Annotated in this window: 24 protein-coding genes and 1 pseudogene; 16 read left to right on the top strand and 9 right to left on the bottom strand. The window is 70.5% G+C overall.

Annotated features, from left to right (window positions below):
- Positions 1-118: 118 nt before the first annotated feature.
- Positions 119-922 carry an SAM-dependent methyltransferase gene (locus ACYVD1_RS21520; RefSeq protein WP_460775764.1) on the top strand — a complete coding sequence of 268 codons (804 nt, stop codon included), beginning with the start codon at positions 119-121 and terminating at the stop codon, positions 920-922.
- A gap of 73 nt (positions 923-995) precedes the next feature.
- Here the strand turns inward: ACYVD1_RS21520 and ACYVD1_RS21515 are convergent, their stop codons facing one another.
- The 6 genes from ACYVD1_RS21515 to ACYVD1_RS21490 form a co-directional block, all read right to left on the bottom strand.
- Positions 996-2,390 (bottom strand): amidohydrolase family protein, encoded by a 1,395-nt coding sequence (locus tag ACYVD1_RS21515; RefSeq protein WP_460775760.1) that lies wholly within the window; start codon positions 2,388-2,390, stop codon positions 996-998.
- Between the two features lie 103 nt (positions 2,391-2,493).
- Entirely contained in the window at positions 2,494-3,138 is a 645-nt protein-coding gene (locus ACYVD1_RS21510; RefSeq protein ID WP_460775756.1) for a GntR family transcriptional regulator, read from the bottom strand.
- A 70-nt stretch (positions 3,139-3,208) separates the two neighbouring features.
- The gene (locus ACYVD1_RS21505; RefSeq protein WP_460775752.1) at positions 3,209-4,240 is read right to left on the bottom strand and encodes an isopenicillin N synthase family dioxygenase; all 1,032 of its coding nucleotides are present in this window, start codon (positions 4,238-4,240) and stop codon (positions 3,209-3,211) included.
- A gap of 74 nt (positions 4,241-4,314) precedes the next feature.
- A complete protein-coding gene (locus ACYVD1_RS21500) occupies positions 4,315-5,544 on the bottom strand; it encodes a nitrate ABC transporter substrate-binding protein (protein ID WP_460775749.1) in 1,230 nt (409 codons plus the stop codon).
- A gap of 98 nt (positions 5,545-5,642) precedes the next feature.
- Positions 5,643-6,539 carry an ABC transporter permease gene (locus tag ACYVD1_RS21495; protein WP_460775746.1) on the bottom strand — a complete coding sequence of 299 codons (897 nt, stop codon included), beginning with the start codon at positions 6,537-6,539 and terminating at the stop codon, positions 5,643-5,645.
- Positions 6,539-7,318: an ABC transporter ATP-binding protein gene (locus tag ACYVD1_RS21490; protein WP_460775743.1), complete on the bottom strand. Its 780-nt coding sequence runs from the start codon at positions 7,316-7,318 to the stop codon at positions 6,539-6,541. The genes ACYVD1_RS21495 and ACYVD1_RS21490 overlap by 1 nt, the downstream gene beginning before the upstream one ends.
- 301 nt (positions 7,319-7,619) lie before the next feature.
- On the opposite strand from ACYVD1_RS21490, the gene ACYVD1_RS21485 reads away from it, so the two are divergent.
- The 8 genes and pseudogenes from ACYVD1_RS21485 to ACYVD1_RS21450 form a co-directional block, all read left to right on the top strand.
- Complete coding sequence (locus ACYVD1_RS21485; protein ID WP_460775740.1) at positions 7,620-8,333, top strand: PIG-L deacetylase family protein; 714 nt, start codon at positions 7,620-7,622, stop codon at positions 8,331-8,333.
- 68 nt (positions 8,334-8,401) lie between these two features.
- Complete coding sequence (locus ACYVD1_RS21480) at positions 8,402-9,253, top strand: NAD-dependent protein deacetylase (RefSeq protein WP_460775737.1); 852 nt, start codon at positions 8,402-8,404, stop codon at positions 9,251-9,253.
- Positions 9,254-9,569: 316 nt separating this feature from the next.
- Entirely contained in the window at positions 9,570-10,790 is a 1,221-nt protein-coding gene (locus ACYVD1_RS21475) for an FAD-dependent monooxygenase (protein ID WP_460775734.1), read from the top strand.
- A gap of 219 nt (positions 10,791-11,009) precedes the next feature.
- A complete protein-coding gene (locus ACYVD1_RS21470) occupies positions 11,010-12,125 on the top strand; it encodes a CobW family GTP-binding protein (protein ID WP_460775731.1) in 1,116 nt (371 codons plus the stop codon).
- A 52-nt stretch (positions 12,126-12,177) separates the two neighbouring features.
- A complete protein-coding gene (rpsR, locus tag ACYVD1_RS21465; protein WP_460775728.1) occupies positions 12,178-12,429 on the top strand; it encodes a 30S ribosomal protein S18 in 252 nt (83 codons plus the stop codon).
- A gap of 57 nt (positions 12,430-12,486) precedes the next feature.
- Positions 12,487-12,723 carry a 50S ribosomal protein L28 gene (gene rpmB / locus ACYVD1_RS21460; protein WP_460775726.1) on the top strand — a complete coding sequence of 79 codons (237 nt, stop codon included), beginning with the start codon at positions 12,487-12,489 and terminating at the stop codon, positions 12,721-12,723.
- Complete coding sequence (locus tag ACYVD1_RS21455; RefSeq protein WP_460775835.1) at positions 12,723-12,944, top strand: hypothetical protein; 222 nt, start codon at positions 12,723-12,725, stop codon at positions 12,942-12,944. Before rpmB ends, ACYVD1_RS21455 begins: the two co-directional genes overlap by 1 nt.
- Positions 12,917-13,027: pseudogene (locus ACYVD1_RS21450) on the top strand (30S ribosomal protein S14); the annotation flags it as partial. The gene ACYVD1_RS21455 and the pseudogene ACYVD1_RS21450, both read left to right, overlap by 28 nt.
- Before the next feature lie 63 nt (positions 13,028-13,090).
- On the opposite strand, the gene ACYVD1_RS21445 reads toward ACYVD1_RS21450, so the two are convergent.
- Together ACYVD1_RS21445 and ACYVD1_RS21440 are read right to left on the bottom strand one after the other, a co-directional pair.
- Entirely contained in the window at positions 13,091-13,648 is a 558-nt protein-coding gene (locus ACYVD1_RS21445; RefSeq protein ID WP_460775723.1) for a hypothetical protein, read from the bottom strand.
- Between the two features lie 96 nt (positions 13,649-13,744).
- Positions 13,745-14,761, bottom strand: a complete 1,017-nt coding sequence (locus tag ACYVD1_RS21440) for a LacI family DNA-binding transcriptional regulator (RefSeq protein ID WP_460775721.1) — start codon at positions 14,759-14,761, stop codon at positions 13,745-13,747.
- A 220-nt stretch (positions 14,762-14,981) separates the two neighbouring features.
- On the opposite strand from ACYVD1_RS21440, the gene ACYVD1_RS21435 reads away from it, so the two are divergent.
- From ACYVD1_RS21435 to ACYVD1_RS21410, 6 genes are all read left to right on the top strand, one after another.
- Entirely contained in the window at positions 14,982-16,274 is a 1,293-nt protein-coding gene (locus tag ACYVD1_RS21435) for an ABC transporter substrate-binding protein (protein ID WP_460775718.1), read from the top strand.
- Positions 16,271-17,158: a carbohydrate ABC transporter permease gene (locus ACYVD1_RS21430; protein ID WP_460775716.1), complete on the top strand. Its 888-nt coding sequence runs from the start codon at positions 16,271-16,273 to the stop codon at positions 17,156-17,158. The genes ACYVD1_RS21435 and ACYVD1_RS21430 overlap by 4 nt, the downstream gene beginning before the upstream one ends.
- A gap of 1 nt (position 17,159) precedes the next feature.
- Entirely contained in the window at positions 17,160-18,092 is a 933-nt protein-coding gene (locus ACYVD1_RS21425; protein WP_460748845.1) for a carbohydrate ABC transporter permease, read from the top strand.
- A gap of 165 nt (positions 18,093-18,257) precedes the next feature.
- Positions 18,258-19,901 carry a glycoside hydrolase family 43 protein gene (locus ACYVD1_RS21420; protein WP_460775714.1) on the top strand — a complete coding sequence of 548 codons (1,644 nt, stop codon included), beginning with the start codon at positions 18,258-18,260 and terminating at the stop codon, positions 19,899-19,901.
- Positions 19,902-20,059: 158 nt separating this feature from the next.
- On the top strand, positions 20,060-20,845 hold the full coding sequence (locus ACYVD1_RS21415) for a cyclase family protein (protein WP_460775711.1): 786 nt from the start codon (positions 20,060-20,062) through the stop codon (positions 20,843-20,845).
- The gene (locus tag ACYVD1_RS21410) at positions 20,838-22,520 is read left to right on the top strand and encodes a thiamine pyrophosphate-binding protein (RefSeq protein WP_460775707.1); all 1,683 of its coding nucleotides are present in this window, start codon (positions 20,838-20,840) and stop codon (positions 22,518-22,520) included. The genes ACYVD1_RS21415 and ACYVD1_RS21410 overlap by 8 nt, the downstream gene beginning before the upstream one ends.
- Before the next feature lie 52 nt (positions 22,521-22,572).
- On the opposite strand, the gene ACYVD1_RS21405 is transcribed toward ACYVD1_RS21410, so the two are convergent.
- Positions 22,573-23,289, bottom strand: a complete 717-nt coding sequence (locus ACYVD1_RS21405) for a LysE/ArgO family amino acid transporter (protein WP_460775703.1) — start codon at positions 23,287-23,289, stop codon at positions 22,573-22,575.
- 94 nt (positions 23,290-23,383) lie between these two features.
- Between ACYVD1_RS21405 and ACYVD1_RS21400 the strand changes: the two genes are divergently transcribed.
- Complete coding sequence (locus ACYVD1_RS21400) at positions 23,384-24,310, top strand: LysR family transcriptional regulator ArgP (protein WP_460775701.1); 927 nt, start codon at positions 23,384-23,386, stop codon at positions 24,308-24,310.
- Positions 24,311-24,588 lie beyond the last annotated feature (278 nt).

Below are 24,588 nucleotides of genomic sequence, written 5' to 3'. Positions count from 1 at the left end.
ACTCGAGAGACCGGAAGCCCGGTGGGGAAGGCGTTTCAGGACGGGCGCGGGCTTCCGAAGGCGGCGGGTTTGGGCCAGACTGGTCCCGCACTGCCCCCCACCGGATCGGACCTCCCCGATGACCGACACCCCCGCCCCCGCCGAAGGCGTGGACACCTCCGCCCCGCACTCCGCACGGGTGTGGAATTTCTGGCTGGGCGGCAAGGACAATTACCAGGTCGACCGCGAGCTCGGCGAGCAGATCCTGGGCATCCACCCGAAGATCGCCGTGGACGCCCGCGCGGGCAGGTCCTTCCTCGTGCGCACCATCACCCACCTGGCCGAGGAAGAGGGAGTGCGCCAGTTCCTCGACATCGGAACCGGGCTGCCCACCCACCAGAACACCCACGAGATCGCCCAAGCCGCCGCCCCCGAGTCCCGCGTCGTCTACGTCGACAACGACCCCATGGTGCTCGCCCACGCCCGTGCCCTGCTCACCGGCACCGATGAGGGCGCCACCGCGTTCGTCGACGCCGACCTGCGCGACACGGAGCAGGTCCTGGCCAGGGCCGGAGAACTCCTCGACCTCGACCGGCCCGTGGGCCTGTCGATCATCGGCACCCTCGGACACATCCCCACGCAGGGGGAGGCCCTGGACATCGTCCGCGCCTACCTGGCGGGGCTGCCCTCCGGCAGCTTCCTGGTGGTGGCCGACTCGATCCTGCCCGACGAGGGCAGCGCCCTGGACGCCCTGGACGAGTGGAACAGGGAGGCCGCCCTGGCCTACCGGGGCCACACCCTCGCCGAGTTCACGTCCTACTTCGACGGTCTGGAGCTGCTCGAGCCCGGGATCGGCCCCAGCCCCCTGTGGCGCCCGGACCCCGTGGATGTCGGCCAGGCCCCCGACACCGACATGTACGGCGGAGTCGCCCGCAAACCCTGACCGGTTCAGCGCCCGAGACGGACGGTCGACGGCGGGATCGGGTGAACACCGGGTGGGGACCGCGGTCGGCGGACTACTTCCGGCGGGTGAGGGCGGGGGCGAAGCCGCGGGCGGCGGCACTGCGGACCATCCGCTCGTAGGTCTCGGCGTCGGCGCGCGCGGAGAGTTCACTCCGGTCCGCCTCTGCGTCCCACACCCGGCGCCCGCCCACGAACACCTGGCGGATGTTGCGGGGCTGGCAGACCAGTACGTAGGTGGCGACCGGGTCCCACACCGGGCCCAGGTCCGGGCGGCGCGGGTCGACCACCACCAGGTCGGCCTCCTTGCCGACCTCCAGTGAACCCACCCGGTCGGCCACGCCGATCACGTCGGCGGCGCCCAGGGTGTGCGCCCGGAACACCTCGTGCGGGGACATCACGTCGGCGCGCAGCCCCCGGGCGCGTTGCTGGTAGAGGCCGAAGCGCATGTTCTGGAAGGGGTCGGAGACGTCCGTGCAGGACTGGTCGTCCAGGCCCAGACCGATCCGGATACCCGCGTCCCGCAGCCGCACGGCGTCCATGGTCCCCGAGCCCAGGCGACCGTTCGAAGCGGGCTGCCAGGACACCGGGCTGTCGGCGGCGGCCAGCGCCTCGACCATGTGGTCGGTGGGGTGCACGAAGTGGCCGAAGACCATGTCCGAGCCGAGCACACCCGCCTTCTCGTACCAGGAGAAGCGCGAGCGCTGGAGGTCGATCTGCTCCGCGGTCTCGACGAAGTGCGCCTGGTTGGCGACCCCGTGCTCGGTCATCATGGCGCGTTCGCGTTCGGCGGTGACCGGGGAGCTCGACCACTGGACCGCACCGTAGACCGCGCCGCCCAGGTCCAGCCGGGCGGCATCGGGTCCGGTGCCGGATCGGTGCGCCATCACGTGCGCGAAGGCGGCGAAGGACTCCTCCTCCGGGAGCTGCTCATCGTCCAGGCGCACGGCGGAGACGGTGCGCAGACCGGTGTCGCGGGCCGCGTCCACCTGCCGGGTCAGGAAGTCGGGCCCGTGCACGCGGGCCGCCTTCAGGGTGGAGCTCGACCAGTCGAAGGTGGCCACCACCCGGCTCTGGAGGAAGTTGAACACCGAGGTCACCCCGTGGGAGAGCACGTCCAGGGCGCCGTGGGCGGTCATCCAGTAGAGGTCGTCGGGTTCGGCGCCGACCAGCATCTCCGAGTTGCGGGAGACCCACTCGTAGAGGGTGGAGTCGGGGGCGACCCCGCGCATGCCGGAGGTGAACAGGTGGCTGTGCGCGGAGACGAACCCCGGTGCGACGAACGCCTGGCCGACGTCGAGCCGCTCCCCCGGTCCGGGCGGCGGGGAGCCCTCGCCAAGGGCGGCGATCCGGCCGTCCTCGCCGATCCGAAGCCAGCCCACCACCCAGACGGGGCGGCCCTCCTCGTTCACGGTGGCGGTCAGCAGGACGGCGTTGACGATCGTGAGCATCGGTTCCTCGGAAAGGTCAGGGGGTGAGATTCGGGTGCGGGGTTTCGGGGTCGGCTTCGGCCGCCCCGTGGCGAAGAAGCCACGGGGCGGGGACGTTCGGGGGTCAGTCGCGCCGCATCCGCACGAGCACGCCGCGGACGTGCTCCTCGGCTGCGGTGCGCGCCGCGTTCGGGTTGCCCGACTCCAGGGCCGCCACGATCGCGGTGTGCTCCCGGTGCGCGGCACGGCGGTTCGCGGTGAGGTTCCACATCGAACCCCGGTGCAGGTGGGCGCGGGCCTCCAGGCGATTGAGCTCCTCGATGAGCGTCGTGTTGCCCGAGCACTCCCGGATGTAGGAGTGGAAGGCCACGTCGCTCGCGGTGTCCCGAGCGGTGTCGGATTCCCGGGTCAGGTCGCTGCCCTGGTCCTCGACCATCTCCCACAGCTCGGCCACCTGCCCCGAACTCAGCCGGGTTGCGGCCTCCTCGGCCGCCAGCCCGTCGAGTACCGCACGTACCCGCAGGACGTCGCGCATCTGGTCGTCGTCCAGCCGGATCACCTTGGCCGCGGCGTTGGGGGTGCTCTCTGCGAGGCCGTCGTGGATGAGCCCCAGCACCGCTTCCCGGACCGGGCTGCGGCTGATGCCCAACCGTGTGGCCAGGGCCGCGACGCTCAGCGGTGTCCCCGGTTCCAGCTCCCCGGACAGCACGAGTCCGCGCAGGTGCTCACGGGCCGAGTCCGCCAGGGACATGCCTTCGGCTCTGCTCATCACCGGTGTTCTCCTCGCCGCCACCGCGGGCGGCTCCGGCGCCGCCCGCGTCCCCGTCGCCGCAGCCATCCTAGGACTCCGTGGCGCCCGCGCCCGGGACGGCGTCCGAGGAGGCGGCGGGGGCTGTGTAGTTGGCCCTGACCCGCTGGTCGAGGAAGTCCCGCGCGGAGATCGGCGGGTAGAGGCCCTCCGGCCCCTGGATGACGGCGTCCCGATCGGCCTGGGCGAAGAACGCCACGCTGTAGCGGTCGCCCTGGTACTCACCGGCGCCGGGGCTGCGCACCCGGTGGAAGTTGGAGGGCAGCCGGTCGTCGCTCCAGCGGGTGAGCATGTCCCCGATATTGCAGGTGATACGGCTGGACGACGGCTCGACCGAGGTCCACTCCTGCTCCTCGGCGTCCTTGCCCGGGCACACCTGGAGCCCGCCCTGGCCGTCTCGCTGGAAGAGCAGGGTCAGGCAGTCGAAGTCGGTGTGCGCGCCCGCGCGCCAGCGGCCCGGGACCCCGCGCAGCTCCTCGGGCACCGCGAAGTAGTGCAGCAGGCGCAGGGTGCTCTGGTAGTGCTCCGAGGAGGGGTTGTGGGCGCGGGTGAAGTGGTCGCGGTCCAGGCCGAGACGGTCGGCGAAGCAGGACAGCACACGCATGGCCACCCGGTGGCAGTGCTCCTCGAAGTCCAGGACGGCCTGCCGGAACCCGGCCAGTTCGGCCTCCGAGGGCCAGCGGCCCGCCATGTGCGGGCGGGTGACCTGGAAGGACTCCTTCTGGTCGGCGGTGCCAATGGACGGGCGGACCTGGGACAGGCTCTCCCAGCCGGCGTTGAGCTCCTTGACCAGCGGGTAGCGGGCCTTGGTCTCCTCCGGGAGCGCGAAGAGCCGCTCGGCCATCGCGAAGGCGCCGTCCATCTCGGCCTGGCTGATGCCGTGGCCCTCCAGTTGGAAGAACCCGATGTCGGTGGCGGCGGCCCAGAGCTGCTCGGTGATCTCCTCGCGGCGGTTGTCGAAGTCGCTGAGGTCGATGACCCGGATCTCCCGGGAGAACGTCTCGGTGCCGAGCCCGCCCATCCGGCGTTCGCGGTCCAGTTCGGTGAGGTGGTGGGTGGTCACGGGGGTCTCCTCCGTCGGTGGTGGATCGTGCGGTTGAGGGGTGGTGGTCGTGGAAGTGGCGGCCGCAGGGGCGGTCACTCGCCGACGCTGATGCCGGGATCGAGGAAGTCGGTGTTCACGAGGTCGTCGACGGCCAGGTCCTCGGGGACGTCCGAGCCGCCGTCCCGGAGCAGCGGGGCGAAGTCGTCGATGACGCGCTGGACACGTTCGAGGTCGAAGCTGCCGACGGTGCCGTCGGTCTCGTCCCCGATCAGCCCCTCGGCCAGGAGGGTCTCCGAGGAGTACGCGGCCAGCTCGGCGCTGTACGGGTTGAAGTTCGGGTTCTGGGCGACGACGTCCACGACGGTGTCGTTGACCGGCTCCGGTGCGCCGTGGAAGTCGGCGGTGGCCTGCTGGACCATCGGGACGAGGAGTTCCAGGCAGGGCGACAGCTCGTCCACCCGGTCCGAGCGCACGGTGACGGTTCGGGCGTAGCCCTCGTAGCCGAGGTCGCGGATGAGCTCGTAGGCGACCGGCCGGTTCCAGGCCGAGACCTCGTTCTCGTAGACGAACGGCTCGGAGTTGGCGAACCCCTGCTGCGCGAAGGTGGGGTCGGCGGTGAACCGGGCCGGGGAGTTGTCGTAGCTGGTGTCGATCTGGTCGGCGTCGAGCAGCCCCTCCGCCACCAGCCAGTCCGGGTACAGCTGGCCCTGGGAGACCACAACCGGGGCCCCGGAGTCCTGGATGTCCGCCACGCCCGCCCAGTCCGGGTGGGTCTGCGGATCCCACATCAGCATCTGGGCGCTGCCGCGCAACAGGGTGGAGACGGCGGTGACGGGCTGGCTTCCCGCGGCGGCGATCGCCTGTTCCGAGTGGGCCAGGCCGAGGGTGATGTCCTCGTCCACGTACATCTGGGAGGGCACGGTCTGGAAGCCGATCGCGGGTCCGCCCGCACGGATCTCCAGGTCGACGCCGGTGTCGAGGCCGTCGACGGCCAGCGGGCCGGACACGGATCCGGTCTCGGCATCGACCGTGTAGCCGGGGCCGAGGAGGCCGAAGAGCGGGCCGGAGTCCGTCTCGGGCTCCCACTGGAGCTGGACGACAACGGTGGCCGGGCAGACGTCGTCCAAACGCTGGTCCGCGGCGACGGGTTCGAGTTCGGCGCTCTCCTGCGAGTCCTCGGCGAAGATGCAGCCGGTCAGGAGCAGGCTGAGCGAGAGTGCGGAGGCGGCCAGCAGGGCCGGGCGGAGTGTACGGGGGCGGGAGGTCCCGGGCTGGGAGAGCTGGGGCCGAGGAGTCGGGGCACGGAAGGGGCGGGATGCCATGAGGGCTCCGGGAGGGTGAAGGGCTGGGCACCGGTGCGGGAAGCGGGGAGGGTTCGGGGCGGAGCGGGTTCAGGAGGAGGCGGCGCGGGAATCAGGGGTCAGGGCCAGCGGCGTGCGGTGAGGCGCTGCACCAGCGTGAACACGCTGAAGACGGCCACTCCCAACAGCGCCGCGAGGAGGATGGCGGCGATGAGGTCCTCGGACTGGAGGCGGGCCCGGTAGGTGTCCAGGAGGGTCCCGATCCCGGCCTGCCCCTGGGCGAAGAACATGTCGCCGATGATGGCGCCGGTGACGGAGAGCCCGGCCGCGGTGCGCAGGCTCGTGAGGATCGACGGCAGGGCAGCGGGCAGTTGCAGGGACACCAGGCGCCGCCAGCGCCCGGCCCGGCCGAGGGTGAACAGGTCGTGGAGGTCGCGGTCGACCGACTGGAGACCGAACAGGGTCATCGACACAACCGGGAAGAACGCGATGAGGACACAGACGATGGTCCGGGCCGGGAGGCCGTAGCCGAACCACAGGCCGATCAGCGGCACGATCGCGAGCACGGGGACGACCTGGAGCACGACCGCGTAGGGGTAGACAACGCGTTCGATCGCGCGGGACTGGCTCATCAGCACCGCCGTGGCCACGCCCAGGACCGCGGCGAGGAAGAGCCCGAGCAGGGCCACCTGGGCGGTGACCGCCAGCGCCCGGAGCATGGTCTCGAGGGTGACGGGGTCCAGCAGCGAGTGGGTGAGGACCCGGTGCGGCGGAGGCAGCAGGAAGCGGCGGTCCTCACTGAGCACGAGATAGGACACCGCGTACCAGGCGGTGAGCGCGAGCAGCACCGAGACCAGCGGCGGGAGTGCGGGGCGCCAACGCGAGCCGCGGGGAGCTGCCGGGACAGGGCAGGCTGAGCCGGTGGCCGCGGGGCCGCCCGGTCTCCTGCGGTCGGAACGGGTACGGCGGTCGGCGGTGTCCGGGGCGGCGGGGCCGGTGGGGAGTGTGTCGACCATCAGCTCACCCCGTTCAGGGCGGTGCTGACCTCGCGCACCCGCTCGTGGAAGTCGGGTTCGTGGCGGAAGTCGGGTGTGCGGGGGAAGGCGGCCGGGTTGTCGACGACCCGGTGGATCCGCCCGGGCCGGGGTGACATCACCACGATCCGAGAGGCCAGGAAGACCGCCTCGGAGACCGAGTGGGTGATGAACAGGGCGGTGAACCCGTGGGCGGCGTGCAGGCGCAGCAGTTCCTCCTGCATGCGCAGGCGGGTGAGGTCGTCCAGGGCGCCGAAGGGCTCGTCCAGGAGCATCAGTTCCGGGCGCAGGGCCAGCGCGCGGGCCAGGGACACCCGCATGCGCATGCCGCCGGACAGCTCGGCGGGCAGGCTGGCGGCGAACTCGGTGAGCCCGACCGCCTCGATCGCCGTCTCCGCGCGGGTGCGGCGCTCCTCCAGGGTCACACCGCGCAGTCGGGCGGACAGCTCCACGTTGGACCGCACGCTCCGCCAGGGCAGGAGGGTGGGCGACTGGAAGATCACCCCCGTGGAGTCGGGGCCCACCTCCACCGTCCCCGAGGTGGGGGCCTCCAGCCCGGCTGCCAGGCGCAGGAGCGTGGACTTCCCGCATCCCGAGGCGCCGAGCACGGCGACGAACTCGCCCCGGGACAGTTCGAGGTCGACCTCCGCCAGCGCCAGCGTGCCGGTCGGGTAGCGCAGGTCCACCCCGGCGAAGGTGACGTCCGCCGGTGTGTGATGTGTCGGTGCGTCAGCGTGCCTGACGGTGTCGTAGAGCTTCACGGCACCCCATCCCCTCGGGTGTAGGCCTTCGCATGATTGCATGCAATCTGTGGTGATAAAGACGATAAAAGAGCTCTATTGAATGCAGATTGCCGAATATTTCACCGATATTGCTTGAGACCACATGCGATACCGAAGAGCCTGGCATGTGGGCGATCCAGCGCGCGGGATCGGGGGCGGATTCTCCCGGCCCGAGCGCGGAGGCGGAGGACGAACGGAGCGGGTTCGGATACGGGCGACGGTTCGTACGATGGGTGGCGACCTCGTACCCGCGGGAGTGCCCGCGACGGAAGGAGCCCCTGTGGCTGACGTGCCCGAACGCGCCCTGGTCGTGATGGCCCACCCCGACGACGCCGACTTCTCCTGCGCGGGGACCGTGGCGCTGTGGACCGAGGCCGGGACCGAGGTGGTCTACCTGATGGTCACCGACGGCGAGGCGGGCGGGGACGAGCTCACCCTGGACAGCTCGGAGATCGCGGCGATGCGCCGGGAGGAGCAGCGGCGGGCGGCGGCCGAGGTCGGGGTCAAGGACGTGCGTTTCCTCGGCTACCCGGACGGCAGAGTGGTGGCCTCCCTCGACCTGCGCCGGGACATCGCCCGGGTGATCCGCCAGGTGCGGCCCGAGCGTGTGGTCATCCCCAGCCCCGAACGCGACTGGGACAGCATCGCCGCCAGCCACCCCGACCACATGGCCACGGGCGAGGCCACGCTCAACGCGGTCTTCCCCGACGCGCGCAACCCGCACGCCCACCGCGAACTCCTCGCCGACGAGGGCCTGAAGGCGTGGACCGTCCCCGAGGTGTGGGTCGTCGGCGGCCCCAAGCCCAACCACCACTCGGACATCACCGACGTCTTCGAGCGCAAGGTGGCGGCACTGGCCGCGCACGAGAGCCAGATCGGCGACATCGCCGAGCTCGAACCCATGCTGCGCCAGTGGATGGCCGCCAACGGCGCCGAAGCCGGGTTCCCCGCAGGGCACCTGGCCGAGGTCTTCCAGGTCGTCCAGACCGGCTGACTCAGGCCGGTCCCCAGGGGGCGGGTTCCGGGTGGGAGGGGCGGTCCGCGCCCGCATATCCTCCAGGTGTGAGGAACACGCTCGAAGCCCACAGGGTCGGCGAGGCCGCCGCCCGGGTCCGCGAGGTCCTCGGCACGGGTCCGGTGCTCGCGCTGACCGGGGCGGGTATCTCGACGGACTCGGGGATCCCCGACTACCGGGGCCCGGACTCGCCCCCGCGCAAACCCATGACCTACCAGGAGTTCGTCGGCGACCCCGCCTTCCGGCGCCACTACTGGGCCCGCAACCACGTCGGCTGGCGCCACATGGAGGGCACCCGGCCCAACGACGGCCACCGGGCGCTCGCCGACCTCGAGCGCGCCGGCATCCTCTCCGGCGTCATCACCCAGAACGTCGACACACTGCACGACGCCGCGGGCAGCCGCCGGGTCATCGACCTGCACGGCCGCTACGACCGGGTGATCTGCCTGGGCTGCCGTTCGGTGACCGGCCGCGAGGAGTTGGCGGTACGCCTCACCGAACTCAACCCCGGATTCGCCGCCCGCGTGGCCGACGTGGATGTCGCGCCGGACGCCGACGCCGTCCTGGCCTCGACCGCGGACTTCCGGGTGGCCGACTGCTCCTCCTGCGGCGGGGTCCTCAAGCCGGACATCGTCTACTTCGGCGAGAACGTGCCCAAACCCCGGGTGCTGGAGTGCTACGACATGGTCGACGCGGCGTCGGGCCTCCTGGTCGTGGGATCCTCCCTCACGGTCTTCTCCGGTCGGAGGTTCGTCAAGCACGCGGCCAACCAGGGCAAACCCGTGGTGATCCTCAACCGCGGCGCCACCCGGATGGATGAGACGGCGGCGCTGACGGTCGATCATGGCTGCTCCCAGGTCCTGCGCGCGTTCGCGGAGTCCTACCGAGCCGACCTCTGAGCCGGGCCCGGCATCGCACTCCCCCGCGCCCCTGCTCGGGTACGGCCGAGGGGCGGGTTCTGGGCGCCCGCTGCAGCGCTCAACCCCTGCTATGACGCCCTTCACCTCCACGGCCACAGCTTCTGTACCAACCGGACGGTACAGTTACCCGACAACGGATCACCAACGGCCCCTTCGACCCGCCCCCACGGCGCGTTGTCTCCGGGCAGCGGCCGGCAGGGGGGATGCTCGGAGGGACCCCCGGCCCGAACCGGCCCCGAGGCCCGCAGGGAGCCGACCGGGAGGTGCACGGCCCACAGCGCACACGGAGGCTCACGTGCCTATCAGCAACAGGAACGTCCTCGTCTCAGGTGGCGGCGTGGCCGGTGCCGCGCTCGCCGTCTGGCTGGGACGGCGGGGTTTCGCCCCCACCGTCGTCGACAGCGGCCCGGGCCCGCGGGCGGAGGGGAACCACGTCGAACTCTCCCGCAAGGGGATGGAGCTCCTGGACCGCACGGGCTTCGGGGACCGGATCCGCGCTCTCGGCGCCCCCGTCACCACGGTGTACTCCCACGTCAGCGGGCGGTCGGAGCCGCTGCGCTTCCCCGGCGGGCCCGGCACCCTCATCATCCGGCACGACCTGCTGGTGGAGGCCCTGCTCGATGAATCCGAGCAAGTGAGCGCGGGCCCGGTGAAGTTCCTGCGCGGGGACACCGTCACCGCCCTGGCACAGGACTCCAAGGGCGTGGACGTCGCCTTCGCGAACTCCCCCGCCCGCCGCTTCGACCTCGTCCTGGGCGCGGACGGGCTGTACTCACCCGTGCGGAGGCTGGCGTTCGACGGTCCGGACGAGTGCCGCATCCGCTACTTGAGAGCCAACGTGGCCACGTTCGAGACCGACAACCCCCTCGACGTGAGCGGGGCGCTGTCCTGGCACGTGTGGCCGCACCGGGGCTGCATCGTCACCGACCTGCCGGAGGACGACCGGGCCGAGGTGACGTTCCTGATGCGCGACAACTTCCCGGTCCGCCGGGGCGCCTTGGACCAAGGCGCCCGGTACCGCCTGGTGGAGGAGTTCTTCGACGGCGTCGGCTGGGAAGTACCGCGGCTGCTGCGCGCCATGCGCGGGACCGAGCTGGACGTCGCCCCGGCCGCTCAGGTCGGGATGGACGTGTGGGCGCACGGACGGGTGGCCCTGGTGGGTGACGCCGCCTACTGCCCGGGGCAGCTGAGCGGCCAGGGGCCAGCGATGGCACTGATGGGCGCGCTGGCTCTGGCCGGGGACCTCGCCTACGCGGAGGGCGACCACGAACGGGCGTTCTTCTCCTACGAGGCGGCGATGCGGCCAACGGTGCGCGAGGCCCAGTCCGTGGCCCCGTACGTGGTGGACAGCGGCGCTCCGGAGACTGGGCCGTACGAGACCTGGATCCGGGAGCGGGCCGAAGTGGCGATGGCGAAGGGCACCGAGTGGATGGGGCGCCTGGGCATCCGCCCGCACATGGACACCGTGGGCAACGGGTTCGCGCTGGAGCGCTACGTCGGCATCCTCGACGACTGACCCCGTCCGCCCCGTGGGCCTGATGCCGCTGATCACAAGCCCATTCCCTTCCGCCCCGTATTGAGACGGCCCGCCCGCGTGGCGGGCCGTTCGCGTTGGGGTCTTCGTTGGGGCGGTATTGGGGCGGGTCTCCGGCGGTACTGGGAGGCGATTTCCGGATGCGGCCCCCGTGCGCTACGATAATGGTTATCGTTTTCATCATCGGGAGGTTCTTCCCTCATGACTGAAGTGACCGCGCCCCTGCGCGTGGCGGTGGTCTCCGGACTGCACCGGTCCGCGCGGCGCCGCACCGTGGACGACCTGATCACTGCCCTGCCCGGGTCCATCGCCGTCCACCACGACCTCGACGGGATCGCCGAGGGGATCGTCCACCGTGTCGTGCGCGACCGGTGGGGACCCGTCGACCACGACCGCGTGTACCTGGACCACCTGTGCGCCACCTGCACACTGCGCGAGGACCTCGTGCCCGCCCTCCTGCGACTGGCGGAACGCGGCGAGCACACCCTGTGCGTGGTGGAGGCATGGGACGGTGTCGAGCCCCGGTCCGTCGCCGAGATAGTCGCCTCCCGCGAGGAATTCCGGCTGGCCACCGTCGTCAGCGCCGTGGATTCCGAACGCCTGCTACCGGACCTGTCCGGCCACGACGACCTCTCCGACCGGTCCCTGGACATCGCTGCGGAGGACGAGCGCACCGTCGCCGAGGTCCTCGCCCACCAGATCGAGTACCCGACCGTGCTCACGCTGCACGGCGCCGACCACCGCGACGAGGCACGCGCGCTGATCGAACAGCTCAACCCCGCCGCCGTCGTGATCCCGCCCGGTGGCGGCCTGGTGGCCCTCACCGAAGGCCGCTTCGACCCGGAGAGCGCCGCGAACCGGCTCAACCCTGCGTGGGCGCAGTACTGCGATCAGACCGACGACCGGGTCAGCACCGTCGTGTGGACCCGCAAGCGGCCCCTGCACCCGGTCCGCCTGCACGAGGCACTGGAGCGGATCGTCTCCGCCGGGCTGCGCGCCCGGGGCCGGATCTGGCTGGCCAGCAGGCCCGACACCCTGCTCGTCTGGGACGCCCACAACGACGCCCTGCTGTTGGAGAGCGCGGGACCGTGGCTGGGCGCCCTGCCCGAGGCAGCCATCGAGATGGTGTCCGAGACCCGCCGGACCTCCGCACTCCTGGACTGGGACCCGGTGATCGCCGACCGCCGCCAGCACCTGGCCTTCACCGGGGTCGACCTGGACGCCCAGCGGCTGGTCAAGCTGCTCGACTCCTGCCTGCTCACGGACGAGGAAGCCGGGCGCCCGCTGGTGGAGGACCCCTTCGCCGACGCGCTCTGAACCGCACGCGCCCCCGAACCGACCCGGACGTTCACTGAAAGGAATGACCACCATGCCGCCGAAGGCCCGCCGTCCCGGTGGACGCGGCGCCCCGCGCCGGTTCGCCAACCCGCTGGGCGATGCCGACAGCGTCGACTACAAGGACACCAACCTGCTCCGCAAGTTCATCTCGGAGAAGGGGAAGATCCGCAGCCGCCGGGTCACACGTGTCACCGCGCGCCAGCAGCGCCTGGTCGCGGCCGCCGTCAAGAACGCCCGCGAGATGGCCCTGCTGCCCTACCCGTCCTCGGCCAAGCAGGGCTGACCGCCCAGGACGGACAGCCGCAGGGAACGACCACCGAGAAAGTAGGAGGAACACACAGTGTCCCGTGTCTGCCAGGTGACCGGCAAAGCACCCGGTTTCGGCAACGCCGTCTCCCACTCGAACCGGCGCACCCGCCGCCGGTTCGACCCCAACATCCAGAACAAGCGCTACTGGCTGCCCAGTGAACAGCGCTTCGTGAAGCTCAAGCTGAGCACCAAGGGGATGAAGGTCATCGATGCCCGGGGCATCGAGCGCGTGGTCGCCGACATCCGTGCCCGAGGGGAGAGGGTCTGATGGCCAAGAAGAGCAAGATCGCCCGCAACGAGCAGCGCAAGAAGGTCGTCGCCCGCTACGCCGAGCGGCGCGCCGAACTGAAGCGGCTGGTCAAGAGCCCGCACACCGGAGAGGAGGAGCGGGCGGCCGCCTTCGCCGAACTGCGCCGTCAGCCCCGCGACGCCGACGCACCCGGGTCCGCAACCGCGACGCGGTCGACGGCCGCCCGCGCGCCCACCTGAGGAGGTTCGGCCTGTCGAGGATCCGCTTCCGGGAGATGGCCCACCGGGGCGAGCTGCCGGGGGTCACCAAGTCCAGCTGGTAGCCCTCGGGCGCCGGCGGGACCGACCGTTCCCTCAGCGCGGCCGGGCACGGCCCACCCGGGCTGTCAGCGGGGCGGGGACCCGCGCGACGCGATCCGGTTCCGCAGCGACGTCACCCTCCGGTAGACCCAGTCGATGAGGACCATGGCGGCGAACCCGGACAGCAGGAACTGGCCGAGTGTGGCCAGGAACGCCAGCCAGTTCTTGCCGCCCGTCCCACCTCCGGGGACATGGGCCTCGTCGGTGTCCGCGGGGTCCCACCGGCTCTCCGTGGCGGGCACCATGCGGGCGTCCTCGTACACGGCCCCTTCCTCGCACTCGCCCGGCAGGTAGAGGGTGACCGTCACCGCCTCGCCGCCGTCGTCGGGCGCGAAGTTGGCGCGGCACGTCTCCGCGGTCCCCGTGTACGGACGGGTGCGCCGCTCCTCTTCCCGAACGTGGGTGACCTCGGCCGCGCCTTCGATCCCGGCCCTCCCCTTGTCGGCCTGCCGGTGCTCCCAGTAGTGCTGTTGCGTGAAGGCCACAGCGCCGCCGTAGGCGTAGGTGGCGCTGAACAGGAGTGCCCAGGCCGCGAAGAAGGCGATCCAGTACCCGACCGTCGATTCCCCGTCCTTCTCGGCCACCGGGCTCGCTCCCTCCGCTCCGGGCGCGGTGTCCGCGCGCTCCGCCGGAGACCTTAGCGACCGCACGGACGTGGACCGAACCGGGGCCCTTCCGGTTCAGCCCTTGGGCGGGGCGGTGCTGTCCCGCTCGATCAGCCGGGTGGAGAGTTCCACGCGGGTGGTCTCGGGTTCGTTGCCGCCGATGAGGTCGAACAGCATGCGGGTGGCCATCTGCGCCATGTCGCGCAGCGGCTGGCGGACGGTGGTCAGCGGCGGGGTCGCCCAGCGGGCTTCGGGCAGGTCGTCGAAACCCACCACGGAGACGTCGTCTGGCACGCCCATCCCCCGCTTGTACAGGGCCTCATAGGCACCGCGGGCCATCTGGTCCGACCCCGCGAAGATCGCCGTGGGCGGTTCGGGCAGGCCCAGCAGATCCTCGGTGAGCTCCTTGCCGGTTCCGGACAGGAAGTCGCCGTGGCGGACGTAGCCCTCGGGGATGCTGAGCCCGGCGTCGCGCATGGCGCTGCCGTAGCCGTCCACCCTGGCCCGGCTGCACATGACGTCCGGAGGCCCGGTGAGCATGGCGATCCGCTGGTGGCCCATTCCGATGAGGTGCTCGGTGGCGGTGAGGCCGCCGTCCCAGTTCGCGGCGCCCACCGTGGGGATCCCTCGGGCGGGATCTCCGACGGGGTCGACGATCACCACGGGTATCCCCAAAGCGTCGAGCTGCGCCTGCTGCTGCGAGGAGAGGTCGGAGAGCACCAGGACCACCCCGTCGGAGTTCCTGGCTTGGATGTTGTCCAGCCACTTGCGGCCGGGCCTGCTGCGCTTGCGGTCGTGTACTGCGGAGACGACGATCCCGAAACCCGCGTCGTGCGTGACCTCCTCGACCCCCGTGAGGATCTCCATGGCCCACGGGCTCCCGAGGTCCAGGAAGACCAGGTCGATCAGGCCGACTGTGCGCCGCTCCCGGTGGCGGCGCGGCTGGTAACGGTGGTGTTCCAACAGCCGCTCCACCTGGCGGCGGGTCTCTACGGCAACATCGAGGTGGCCGTTGATCACCTTGGAGACGGTCGATACGGAGATACCCGCCTCGCCCGCGATCTCGGCCAAAGTGGGTCGTCGCTTCGCCATATGCCTCCTCTGCGTCCGGGACCGGGTTCCCCTGGGCCCGCTGCGAAGGATTCTATCCCGAAACTTTTCGAGCTCCCGCACCGCAACCTTCTCGCAACCTATCAGCCCCTTGACGTAGCTACACGGACAATTTAGCGTCAGCCTTCCCGAAAGCTATCGGAAACATTTCGGAAGTTTTCGGCTCCCCCCACAAGACCGACGGAAGAACGGTGTCCACGCCATGAGTCGCACCCACCGGATACGTGTGATCGGCAGTACCTCCCTGGCCCTCTCCCTAATCCTCGCCGGCTGCGGGACCTCCGGTCCCGGAGACTCGGACACCGTGGAGCTGTGGGCTGTGGAGGACGCGACAGCCAACGAGATCCTCGAGGAGCACCTCGACGGCCACAACGAGGGACAGGACGTCGACTCCGAACTCGTCACCTTCGTCAACGACGCCTACAAGCAGCGCCTGCAAGTAGCGCTCGGCTCCCCCAACGCCCCCGACGTGTTCTTCAACTGGGGCGGCGGCAACCTGGCCGAGTACACCGACCAGGGCCAGGTCCACGACATGACCCAGACCTTAGAGGACAACCCCGAGTTCCGGGACGCCTTCCTGCCCAGCGTGCTGGAGGTCGCCCAGCTCGAGGACTCCTACTACGGGGTCCCCATGCTCGGTGTCCAGCCCGTCGTCATGTTCTACAACAAGCCCGTCATGGAGGAGGCCGGGCTGGAGCCTCCGGAGACCTTCGAGGACCTCTACGAGGCGATCGACGTCCTCCAGGAGCAGGACGTCACCCCGATCACCCTCCCCGGTGCCCAGGGCTGGACCCAGCTGATGTGGTTCTCCTACCTCGTGGACCGGATCGGCGGCCCGGACGTGTTCCAGGCCATCGTCGACGGGGAGGAGGGCTCCTGGGAGGATCCGGCCGTCATCCAGGCCATGGAGATGTGCCAGGACCTCGTCGAGCGGGGCGCCTTCGGCCCCAACTTCTCCTCCATCGACTACGACAACGGCAGCGCCTCCGCGCTCCTGGCCACCGGCGAGTCCGCGATGTTCCTGATGGGCAGCTGGGACATCGGGGAGCACCAGGACAGCAACCCCGAGTTCCTCGAGAACGACGAGCTCGGCTACGCGTCCTTCCCCGTCTTGGAGGACGGCGAGGGTGAGCCGAACGCGATCGTCGGCAACCCCAGCAACTACTTCTCCATCAACAGCTCCAGCGCGCACATCGAGGAAGCGACCGACTTCCTGGTGGAGACCATGGCCTCCGACGAGTACGTGGAGGACCTGATCGGGGCCGGCCAGGTGCCGCCCGTCGAGGGCATCGAGGACCAGCTCGGGGACAGCGAGCACGGCGAGTTCGCCACCTTCACCCACGAGTTGGTCTCCGACGCGCCGACCTTCACGCAGTCCTGGGACCAGGCACTGCCCCCGGCGTCCGCCGAGTCGATGCTGACCAACCTCCAGCTCCTCTTCCTCGACGACATCACTCCGGAAGAGTTCGCACAGGACATGGAGCAGCTTAGGTGAAGTCGTCCGCAACGGAGCGGCCCGGGTTCCTCTGGGCCGCTCCGGCCCTACTCTTCTTCGGATTGTTCGGCCTGGGCCCCGTCGTCGTCGTGGTCTACCTGAGCTTCACCTCGTGGAGCGGTCTCGGCACCCCCGAGTGGGTGGGTCTGGCCAACTGGACCGCGCTGCCGGGTGACAGCGAGGTCCGCGGCGGCCTGATGATCACCCTGACCCTGACGGTCCTCTGCTGGGTCACCCAGACCCCGCTCGCGCTGGCCTTCGGTGTGTGGGCCGCGGGCCACCAGCGGTCACGGGCGGTGGTGAGCGCGATCTTCTTCCTGCCCCTGCTGCTGTCGACGGCGGCGATCGCCCTGGTGTGGCAGGCCCTGTTCGAACCGCACTTCGGCATACCCGCACAGCTCAACGAGTGGTTCGGCATCGCCGAGAGCAACGTCCTCGGACACCCGACGATGGCCCTGTACGCGATCGTGTTCGTCCTGCTGTGGCAGTTCCTGCCGTTCCACATGCTGCTGTACCAGGCGGCGGCCCGGCAGGTACCGCGCTCGCTCTACGAGGCCGCCGAGCTGGACGGGGCTTCGGGGATCCAGCGGTTCCTGCGCATCACCGTCCCGCAGCTGCGGCACACCATCATCGCGTCGTCGGTGCTGATGCTCGTGGGGTCCATGACCTACTTCGAGACGGTCATGCTGCTGACCGGGGGCGGCCCCGGCCACGCCACCCGGATCCTGCCGCTGCACATGTACAACCAGGGGTTCATCGCCTTCGAGATGGGCTACGCGAGCGCGATCGCGGTGCTGTTGGTGGTCCTGGGAACGGGACTGTCGCTGTTGGTGGTGCGGGCCACCGGCTACTCCCGCATGACCAGCCAGAGGGAGGGGATCTGACATGGCCGCCGGAACAAGGCAGCGAACCGGCCCACGCGCCGACGCACGGAGGCCCTCGGCCAGGAAACCGGAGAAGGGGCCGCTCGCACGCCTGGCGGCCCGCCTGCGGCCCCGGCCCGGTAAGCGCCCCGCGTACGCGTCCGGGATCGGTGCGGCCCTGTGGCTCGTGGCCGTGGTGGTGCCGCTGTACTACCTGGTGGCCACCAGCCTGCGCGCGCCGGGCGACTACATGTCGCAGGGACCGCTGTCCATCCCCGAGTCCCTCACCCTGGACAACTACCGCAACGTCTTCGAGGTCGGCTTCCTCGGATTCCTGGCCAACAGCCTGATCGTGGCGCTCGGCTCGATCACCCTCGTGCTGTTAGTGGCGGTACCCGCGGCCTTCGCCATCGTGCGCAGCCGCAGCCGGGCGGTACGGATCAGCTTCACTCTGTTCCTCCTGGGATTGGCGGTGCCAGCGCAGGCGGTGATCATCCCGATCTATCTGATCATCACGCGGATGAACCTGTACGACAGCCTTCCCGCGATCATCCTGCCGACCGCGGCGTTCACGCTGCCGATCTCCATCGTCGTGCTCACCAGTTCGCTGAGGGACGTTCCCGGGGAGCTGTACGAGGCGATGGCCCTCGACGGCGCCGCCACCTGGCAGGTGTTCCTCCGGTTGGTCCTGCCCCTGTCGCGGCCCGGTGTGATGACGGTGGCGATCTTCGTCGGCCTCAACGCCTGGAACAACTTCATCTTCCCGCTGGTGCTGACCCAGAGCGAGTCGACCAGGGTCCTACCGCTGGGGCTGTGGGCGTTCCAGACCCAGTACGGGACCGACGTTCCCGGGCTGATGGCCGCCGTCGTACTGTCCGCCATTCCGATCCTGGCCCTCTACCTGTTCGGCCGCAGGCAGCTGCTGAGCGGGCTGGCCGCCGGTTTCGGCAAATAGCCAGCGGCGCGGGCACAGGTTCCCCACCCGCCCGCCCGCGCCGCGCCGGGGTCCGGTCCCTCCCAACTCCCCTGACCGGGCCCCGGTTCCCCCTTGCCCTCACCTGTCCCCCACCTTCCCCCGCCTGTGCACTGGCTGCCCCGACCCGCCCGATGAAAGGCCGTGATGACCACCTCCCCCGCCACCGATGTCCGAGCCGGAACCATCACCAACCCGGTCTTGCCCGGCTTCCACCCCGACCCCTCGATCCTTCGGGTCGGCGAGGACTACTACATGGCGACCTCCACCTTCGAGTGGAGCCCGGGGGTGCTGCTGCACCACTCCCGGGACCTGGTCCACTGGCGCCCCCTGGGCGGAGTCCTGGACGAGGACCGCCTCCTCGACCTCACCGGGCACCGGGACGGTGCCGGGGTGTGGGCGCCCTGCCTGTCGTACAAGGACGGGGTGTTCCACCTGATCTTCACCGACGTGGAGAACTACGCGGAAGGGTTCTGGGACACGCCGAACTACGTGACCACCGCACCGTCCGTCCACGGCCCGTGGAGCGACCCGGTACCGGTCCACGCCATGGGGTTCGACCCGTCCCTGTTCCACGACGAGGACGGCCGGACCTGGGTGATGAGTAACAGGAGTGACTGGCGGCCAGGCCACCACGCGTTCGCGGGGATCGTGCTCCAAGAGCTGGACACGGAGTGGATGCGCCTCCTCGGCGAGCCGCGCGTGATCTTCGAGGGCACGTCCGCTCGGGTGACCGAGGCACCGCACCTGTACCGCGAGAACGGCTGGTACTACCTGGTGACCGCCGAAGGCGGGACGCAGTGGGACCACCAGGTGACGGTGGCCCGGTCCCGGCACATCGAAGGGCCCTACGAGGTGGACCCGGCCGGCCCCACGCTGTCCTCGCGGGAGTACCCGTCGCTGCCCCTGCAGAAGGCGGGGCACGGGAGCCTGGTCAGCACCCAGGGCGGCGAGTGGTTCCTGGCGCACCTGACCGCGCGCCCGCTCACCGAGCGCGGCAGGTGCGTGCTCGGGCGGGAGACCGCGCTCCAACGGGTGGACTGGGTGGACGGCTGGCCCAGAGTGGTGGGCGGTGTCCCGCACATGGAGGTCCCCGGCCCCGCGCTGGAACCCCACCCCTGGCCCGAAGTCCCGGCCAAGGACGACTTCGACTCCCCGATCCTGCGCCCGGAGTGGAGCACGCTGCGGCGCCACCTGGACGAGGAGTGGATCTCGTTGACGGAGCGGCCCGGGCATCTGCGTATCGAAGGCGGGCAGTCACCGTCCGGGACCCGTCGGCCGAGCCTGGTGGCCCGCCGGGTGCAGCACGACCGGTGCGTGATGGAGACCGTCATGGAGTTCTCCACCGACACCTTCCAGCGCATGGCCGGGCTCACCGCGTACTACAACATGCGGCAGTGGCACTACTTGCGCGTGGGATTCGACGAGCGGGACGGGATGTTCGCCGGGGTACTCAGCTCCGACCGCGGCCGGGTCCGCGAAGTGGGCCCCCGGGTGGACGTGCGCGGCTGGGAGCGGTTTCACCTGCGCGCCGAGATCGACCGGGCGGAGCTGCGGTTCGCCCTCTCCGAGGACGGCCGCGAGTGGATCGACATGGGTGTCGACGCTGGCGGGGCGCTGGACGCCAGCATCCTGTCCGACGACTACGCCGAAGAGCGCTCCCCCGACGGCGGGACGACGACTCTCTGGGGTTTCACCGGGGCTTTCCTGGGCCTGTGGGTACACGACCTGACCGGCACGGGCGGCCACGCCGACTTCGACCACGCCACCTACCGCGGGCTCGGTGGTTGAGGGCGGGAACCGGGGTGGGGAGCCCTCCGGCCGCGGGGGCTCCACCGGATCTTCGTCGTGCGGCCCGTTTGGGGCCGGCCTCCCTGTCCGATTCGGGCGGGTCGGAGTAGGGTTCTGGCCAGCCCGGCCGACAACCAAGCGCTTTCCGGAGATCCTCCATGCACTCCCCGGTCCTCGCCCAGCTCCTCGGCGGCCTCGCCAGCGGTGACGTCGAGATCCTCGACCTCACCACGCGACTGAGCCCCGATACGCCCACACTGCAGTTGCCCGAGCCCTTCGCGAACCTCATCGACTTCAGCCTCGAACAGGTCAGCGCCTACGACGAGCCCGGGCCGTTCTGGCGGCACCACAACATCCACACCGGTGAGCACGTCGGCACCCACTTGGACGCACCCGTCCACTGGAAGACCGGGCGCAACGGCCTGGACGTGTCCCAGATCCCGATGAGCCGACTCATCGGGCCAGCCGCCGTCATGGACCTCAGCGCCGAGGCGGCCAAGGACCCCGACTTCCTGTTGGAGGTCGACCACATCCGCGCCTGGGAGGCCGAGAACGGACCGTTGGAAAACGGATCCTGGCTGCTGTTGCGCACCGGTTGGGACCAGTACGGCCACGACCGGGAGCTCTTCCTCAACACGGACGAGGCCGGTTCACACACCCCCGGGGTCTCCGCTGAGTGCGCCCGCTGGCTCGCCGAGCACAGCCCGATCTCCGGTTTCGGGGTGGAGACCGTCGGTATCGACGCGGGTAACGCAATCAACCTGGACCCGCCGTTCCCCGTGCACCACCACCTGCTCGGCAACGACCGCTACGGCGTTACCTCACTGCGCAACCTCGCCCACCTGCCGCCGACCGGCGCGGTCGTCGTGGTCAGCCCCCTGCCCATCGTCCACGGCACCGGCAGTCCCGCCCAGGTCATCGCGTTCGTGGACCGGCGTGGATAGCGGCGCGACCGTCGCCGACCTGGTCGGACGGGTCCTGGCCCAGCTGGGGGCCGGTCACGCGTTCGGGGTGGTGGGCAGCGGGAACTTCCACGTCACGAACGCACTCCGTCGGCACGGTGTGCCCTTCACGAGCGCCAGGCACGAGGGCGGTGCCGCCGTCATGGCCGACGCCTACGCGCGCATGTCGGACCGGGTCGGCGTGGTCAGCGTCCACCAGGGCTGCGGGCTGACCAACGCGATCACCGGGATCGGTGAGGCCGCGAAGAGCCGTACCCCGCTGTTGGTCCTGGCCGCCGACACCGCACCGGCCGCGGTGCGCTCCAACTTCGCCGTCGACCAGGACTCCTTGGTCCGGTCCGTGGGCGCGGTGCCGGAACGGGTGCACTCGGCGGCCTCGGCGGTCGCCGATACCGTGCGGGCCTTCCGCACCGCCAGCAACGAACAGCGCACGGTGGTCGTCAACCTGCCCTTGGACGTGCAGGCCCAGGCCGCACCCGAGGACGCATCTGAGACGGTCGCCCCGGTCGTGCGGACCGCTCCCGTGCGGCCCGCCGGGGAGGCGGTGGCGTCTTTGGTGGAGCTCGTCCGCGCGGCCGACCGGCCGGTGTTCGTGGCTGGCCGGGGTGCGCGGGGTGCGGGCCCGCAGATCGCCGCTCTGGCCGAGCACGCGGGAGCGCTGGTGGCGACGTCGGCGGTCGCGGCGGGACTGTTCGAGGGGGAAGGGTTCTCGCTGGGGATCTCCGGTGGCTTCTCCTGCCCGCTGACCGCCGAGCTCATCACCGGCGCCGACCTGGTGGTCGGTTGGGGGTGCGCGCTCAACATGTGGACCATGCGCCACGGCAAGCTCATCTCCGCGGGAACCCGGGTGGCGCAGGTCGACCTGGAGGACTCCGCGTTGGGCGCCCACCGGCCGATCGACCTCGGGGTGCTCGGGGACACGGCCGCGACCGCCCGTGACGCCCTGGCCGCCCTACGGGAGATCCAACCCGAGCCCGCGACCAAGCTGCGCATGCCCGAGATCGCCGACCGTCTGGCGGACGAGGGCCGTTGGCAGGACGTCCCGATCGACGACAACTCCACCGCCGGGCGGATCAACCCGCGGCTGCTCACGGTGGAGCTGGACCGGATCCTGCCCGGCGAACGGATCGTTTCCGTGGACTCGGGCAACTTCATGGGCTACCCGTCCACGCACCTGTCGGTCCCGGACGAGTTCGGGTTCTGCTTCACGCAGGCCTTCCAGTCCATCGGTCTGGGGCTGGGCACCGCGATCGGGGCGGCCACCGCGCGCCCGGACCGGTTGCCCGTGCTGGGTACCGGGGACGGCGGGTTCCTGATGTCGGTGTCCGAGTTGGAGACCGCCGTGCGGCTCGGGATCCCGCTGGTGGTGGTCGTGTACAACGATGCCGCCTACGGTGCCGAGGTGCACCACTTCGCCCCTGGGGACCCGGAACCGGAGCGCAACCCGGACTTGGGCACGGTGGTCTTCCCCGACACCGATTTCGCCGCGATCGCCCGAGGGTACGGGGCTGCGGGGATCACGGTGCGGGGTGTCGAGGACTTGGACGGGGTGACCGACTGGCTGGCCGGGGAGCGGTCGGGGCCACTGGTGGTGGACGCCAAGATCGTCTCGGACGGGGGTTCCTGGTGGCTGGCGGAGGCCTTCGCAACCCATTGACGGGTTCGGTTCAGATTCCGAGTGTCGGGTACTGCGGGTCGGGTCCCGAGGGTCAGGTCCCGAGGGCGAGGTTGACGCCCAGGGTGAGCATCACCGCCGCGATGATCCCGTCGAGTACCCTCCAGGCGCCCGGCCGGGCGAAGAGGGGGCGGAGCAGGCGGGCCCCGTACCCGAGGGAGAAGAACCACAGGAAGCTCCCGGTCACGGCGCCGCCCGCCCACCAACAGCGGGCGTCACCGACCTGCTGGTTGGCGACCGACCCCAGGAAGAGGACGGTGTCCAGATAGACGTGCGGGTTGAGCCAGGTCAGGGCGAGGGCTGTGGCGATCGCGGCCTTGGTGCCGGTGCGGGCCGGGGTTGTTGGCACCGCCAGGGTGCGTGTGTCCGTTCGGGTGGCGGGAGCGCTCTCCGGAGCTGGGTTCGGGGTGTCTTCCGCTGACGCCTTCGCTGGCACCAGGGTGTCGGCCTTACCCGGCCGGAGTGCCCGGTAGGCGGCGAACAGGCCGTACACGACGAGGAAGCCCGCACCGAGGAGCCGGATGGCCACCATGGCAGTGGGGAGGGCCTCGATCAGGCTGCCGATGCCCACGACCCCTGCGGTAATGAGCAGGGCGTCGGAGACCGCGCAGATCAGTACCACCGACAGGACCGTGGTCGGCCCGCCGTCGATCCCGAGCCGGAGCAGGTAGGCGTTCTGGGCGCCGATGGCCACGATGAGCGCCAGGCCGGTACCCAGGCCCATGAGTGCGGGGAGAAGGGATTCGTTCACGTGGGGCAGCCTCTCCCACCGGGGTCATGCAGTAAAGCTAAACTTTCTCAGAACCCCTAAGGAATGCTTAGGATCGCACGTCAGGAGGTTGGGGATGCCCTTCCAGTTCGATCATCTGCGCACCCTGACCGCGCTCGTCGACGAAGGCACGTTCGAGGCGGCAGCACGGCGACTGCACGTGACATCGTCGGCGGTGTCGCAGCGGGTGCGGACGATGGAGCAGACCGCTGGGAAAGTGCTGGTCCAGCGCACCAACCCGGTCGTTCCGACGGAGGCCGGTGACGCGGTGCTGCGCTACGCACGCCAGGTCCTGGTGCTGGATCAGGACGTGCTCGCCGAGCTCAGGACCGCCGGCCACGAGAACGGCCGTGCGTTGGTGCCCCTGGCAGTGAACGCCGACAGCCTGTCCACCTGGTTTCTGGAAGCGATCGCTGAGCTACCGCCGGAGCTGGGTGCTGTCTTCGAGATCCATCGGGAAGATGAGGAGCACACCACGAGCCTCCTGCGCTCGGGGGCGGTGATGGCCGCGGTGACGTCGACACCGGAGGCCGTGCAGGGGTGTGCCGTGGAAGGACTGGGGGTCATGCGCTACCAAGCGGTGTGCAGCCCCGCGTTCGCCGAACGGCATGGCACGGGTGCGGTGGGGCGGCCCGTCGACCCGGAACGCCTCATCGATCCGGAACGCCTCGTCGAAGCCCCGGTGGTGAACTTCGACCGCAAGGATGATCTGCAGGACCGCTTCCTGCGGGACCTGGCCGGAAGCGACTCCCGGGGCCCGCGCCACTACATCCCCGCGTCCGAGGACTTCGCCCGAACTGTGTTGCTGGGTTTCGGGTGGGGAGCCGTTCCGGAGCACCAGTGCGCCGAGGACCTGGAGACGGGAAAATTGGTGTCCCTGGCGCCAGAGCACCCGGTGGAGGTGCGGTTGTACTGGCAACGTTGGAAACTCAAGTCACCTCTGTTGGATGAGGTCACCCGGTGTGTGAAGGCCGGGTCCGCACACCACCTGCACCCTCTCTGACAAAGCTCTTTGGCTGGGGCCTCCCAGGTGGGTTGGGGGTTGCCGGGTGGTTCAGGGGTTCCCGGGTGGTTCAGGGGTTCCCGGGTGAGGTGTGAGGATTCCTGCGCTGGTGGTTTGGGGGTTGCCTGCTCTGGTGGGGGTTGCCTTCCGGGCTGGGGTTCCCTCCTTTCCCGCCGCCCGATTGTGGCCGTCTCCGCTGCGCGCCTCAAGGTCGTCGCCATCGAGCGCTTCGCGCGTCAACGGCGCTCCACCTTGACCCGCTCCGCTACGACGGCGGG

The organism is Nocardiopsis nanhaiensis (assembly GCF_054778635.1).
Note: the sequence above shows the minus strand (reverse complement) of the source record. Positions and strands in the feature narration are given on the sequence as shown.

Coding starts and splice junctions, on each gene's coding strand:
- ACYVD1_RS21520 (WP_460775764.1), top strand. CDS start 119: ATGACCGACACCCCCGCCCCCGCCGAAGGCGTGGACACCTCCGCCCCG.
- ACYVD1_RS21515 (WP_460775760.1), bottom strand. CDS start 2,390: ATGCTCACGATCGTCAACGCCGTCCTGCTGACCGCCACCGTGAACGAG.
- ACYVD1_RS21510 (WP_460775756.1), bottom strand. CDS start 3,138: ATGAGCAGAGCCGAAGGCATGTCCCTGGCGGACTCGGCCCGTGAGCAC.
- ACYVD1_RS21500 (WP_460775749.1), bottom strand. CDS start 5,544: ATGGCATCCCGCCCCTTCCGTGCCCCGACTCCTCGGCCCCAGCTCTCC.
- ACYVD1_RS21495 (WP_460775746.1), bottom strand. CDS start 6,539: ATGGTCGACACACTCCCCACCGGCCCCGCCGCCCCGGACACCGCCGAC.
- ACYVD1_RS21470 (WP_460775731.1), top strand. CDS start 11,010: ATGACTGAAGTGACCGCGCCCCTGCGCGTGGCGGTGGTCTCCGGACTG.
- rpsR (WP_460775728.1), top strand. CDS start 12,178: ATGCCGCCGAAGGCCCGCCGTCCCGGTGGACGCGGCGCCCCGCGCCGG.
- ACYVD1_RS21455 (WP_460775835.1), top strand. CDS start 12,723: ATGGCCAAGAAGAGCAAGATCGCCCGCAACGAGCAGCGCAAGAAGGTC.
- ACYVD1_RS21440 (WP_460775721.1), bottom strand. CDS start 14,761: ATGGCGAAGCGACGACCCACTTTGGCCGAGATCGCGGGCGAGGCGGGT.
- ACYVD1_RS21435 (WP_460775718.1), top strand. CDS start 14,982: ATGAGTCGCACCCACCGGATACGTGTGATCGGCAGTACCTCCCTGGCC.
- ACYVD1_RS21425 (WP_460748845.1), top strand. CDS start 17,160: ATGGCCGCCGGAACAAGGCAGCGAACCGGCCCACGCGCCGACGCACGG.
- ACYVD1_RS21420 (WP_460775714.1), top strand. CDS start 18,258: ATGACCACCTCCCCCGCCACCGATGTCCGAGCCGGAACCATCACCAAC.
- ACYVD1_RS21415 (WP_460775711.1), top strand. CDS start 20,060: ATGCACTCCCCGGTCCTCGCCCAGCTCCTCGGCGGCCTCGCCAGCGGT.
- ACYVD1_RS21400 (WP_460775701.1), top strand. CDS start 23,384: ATGCCCTTCCAGTTCGATCATCTGCGCACCCTGACCGCGCTCGTCGAC.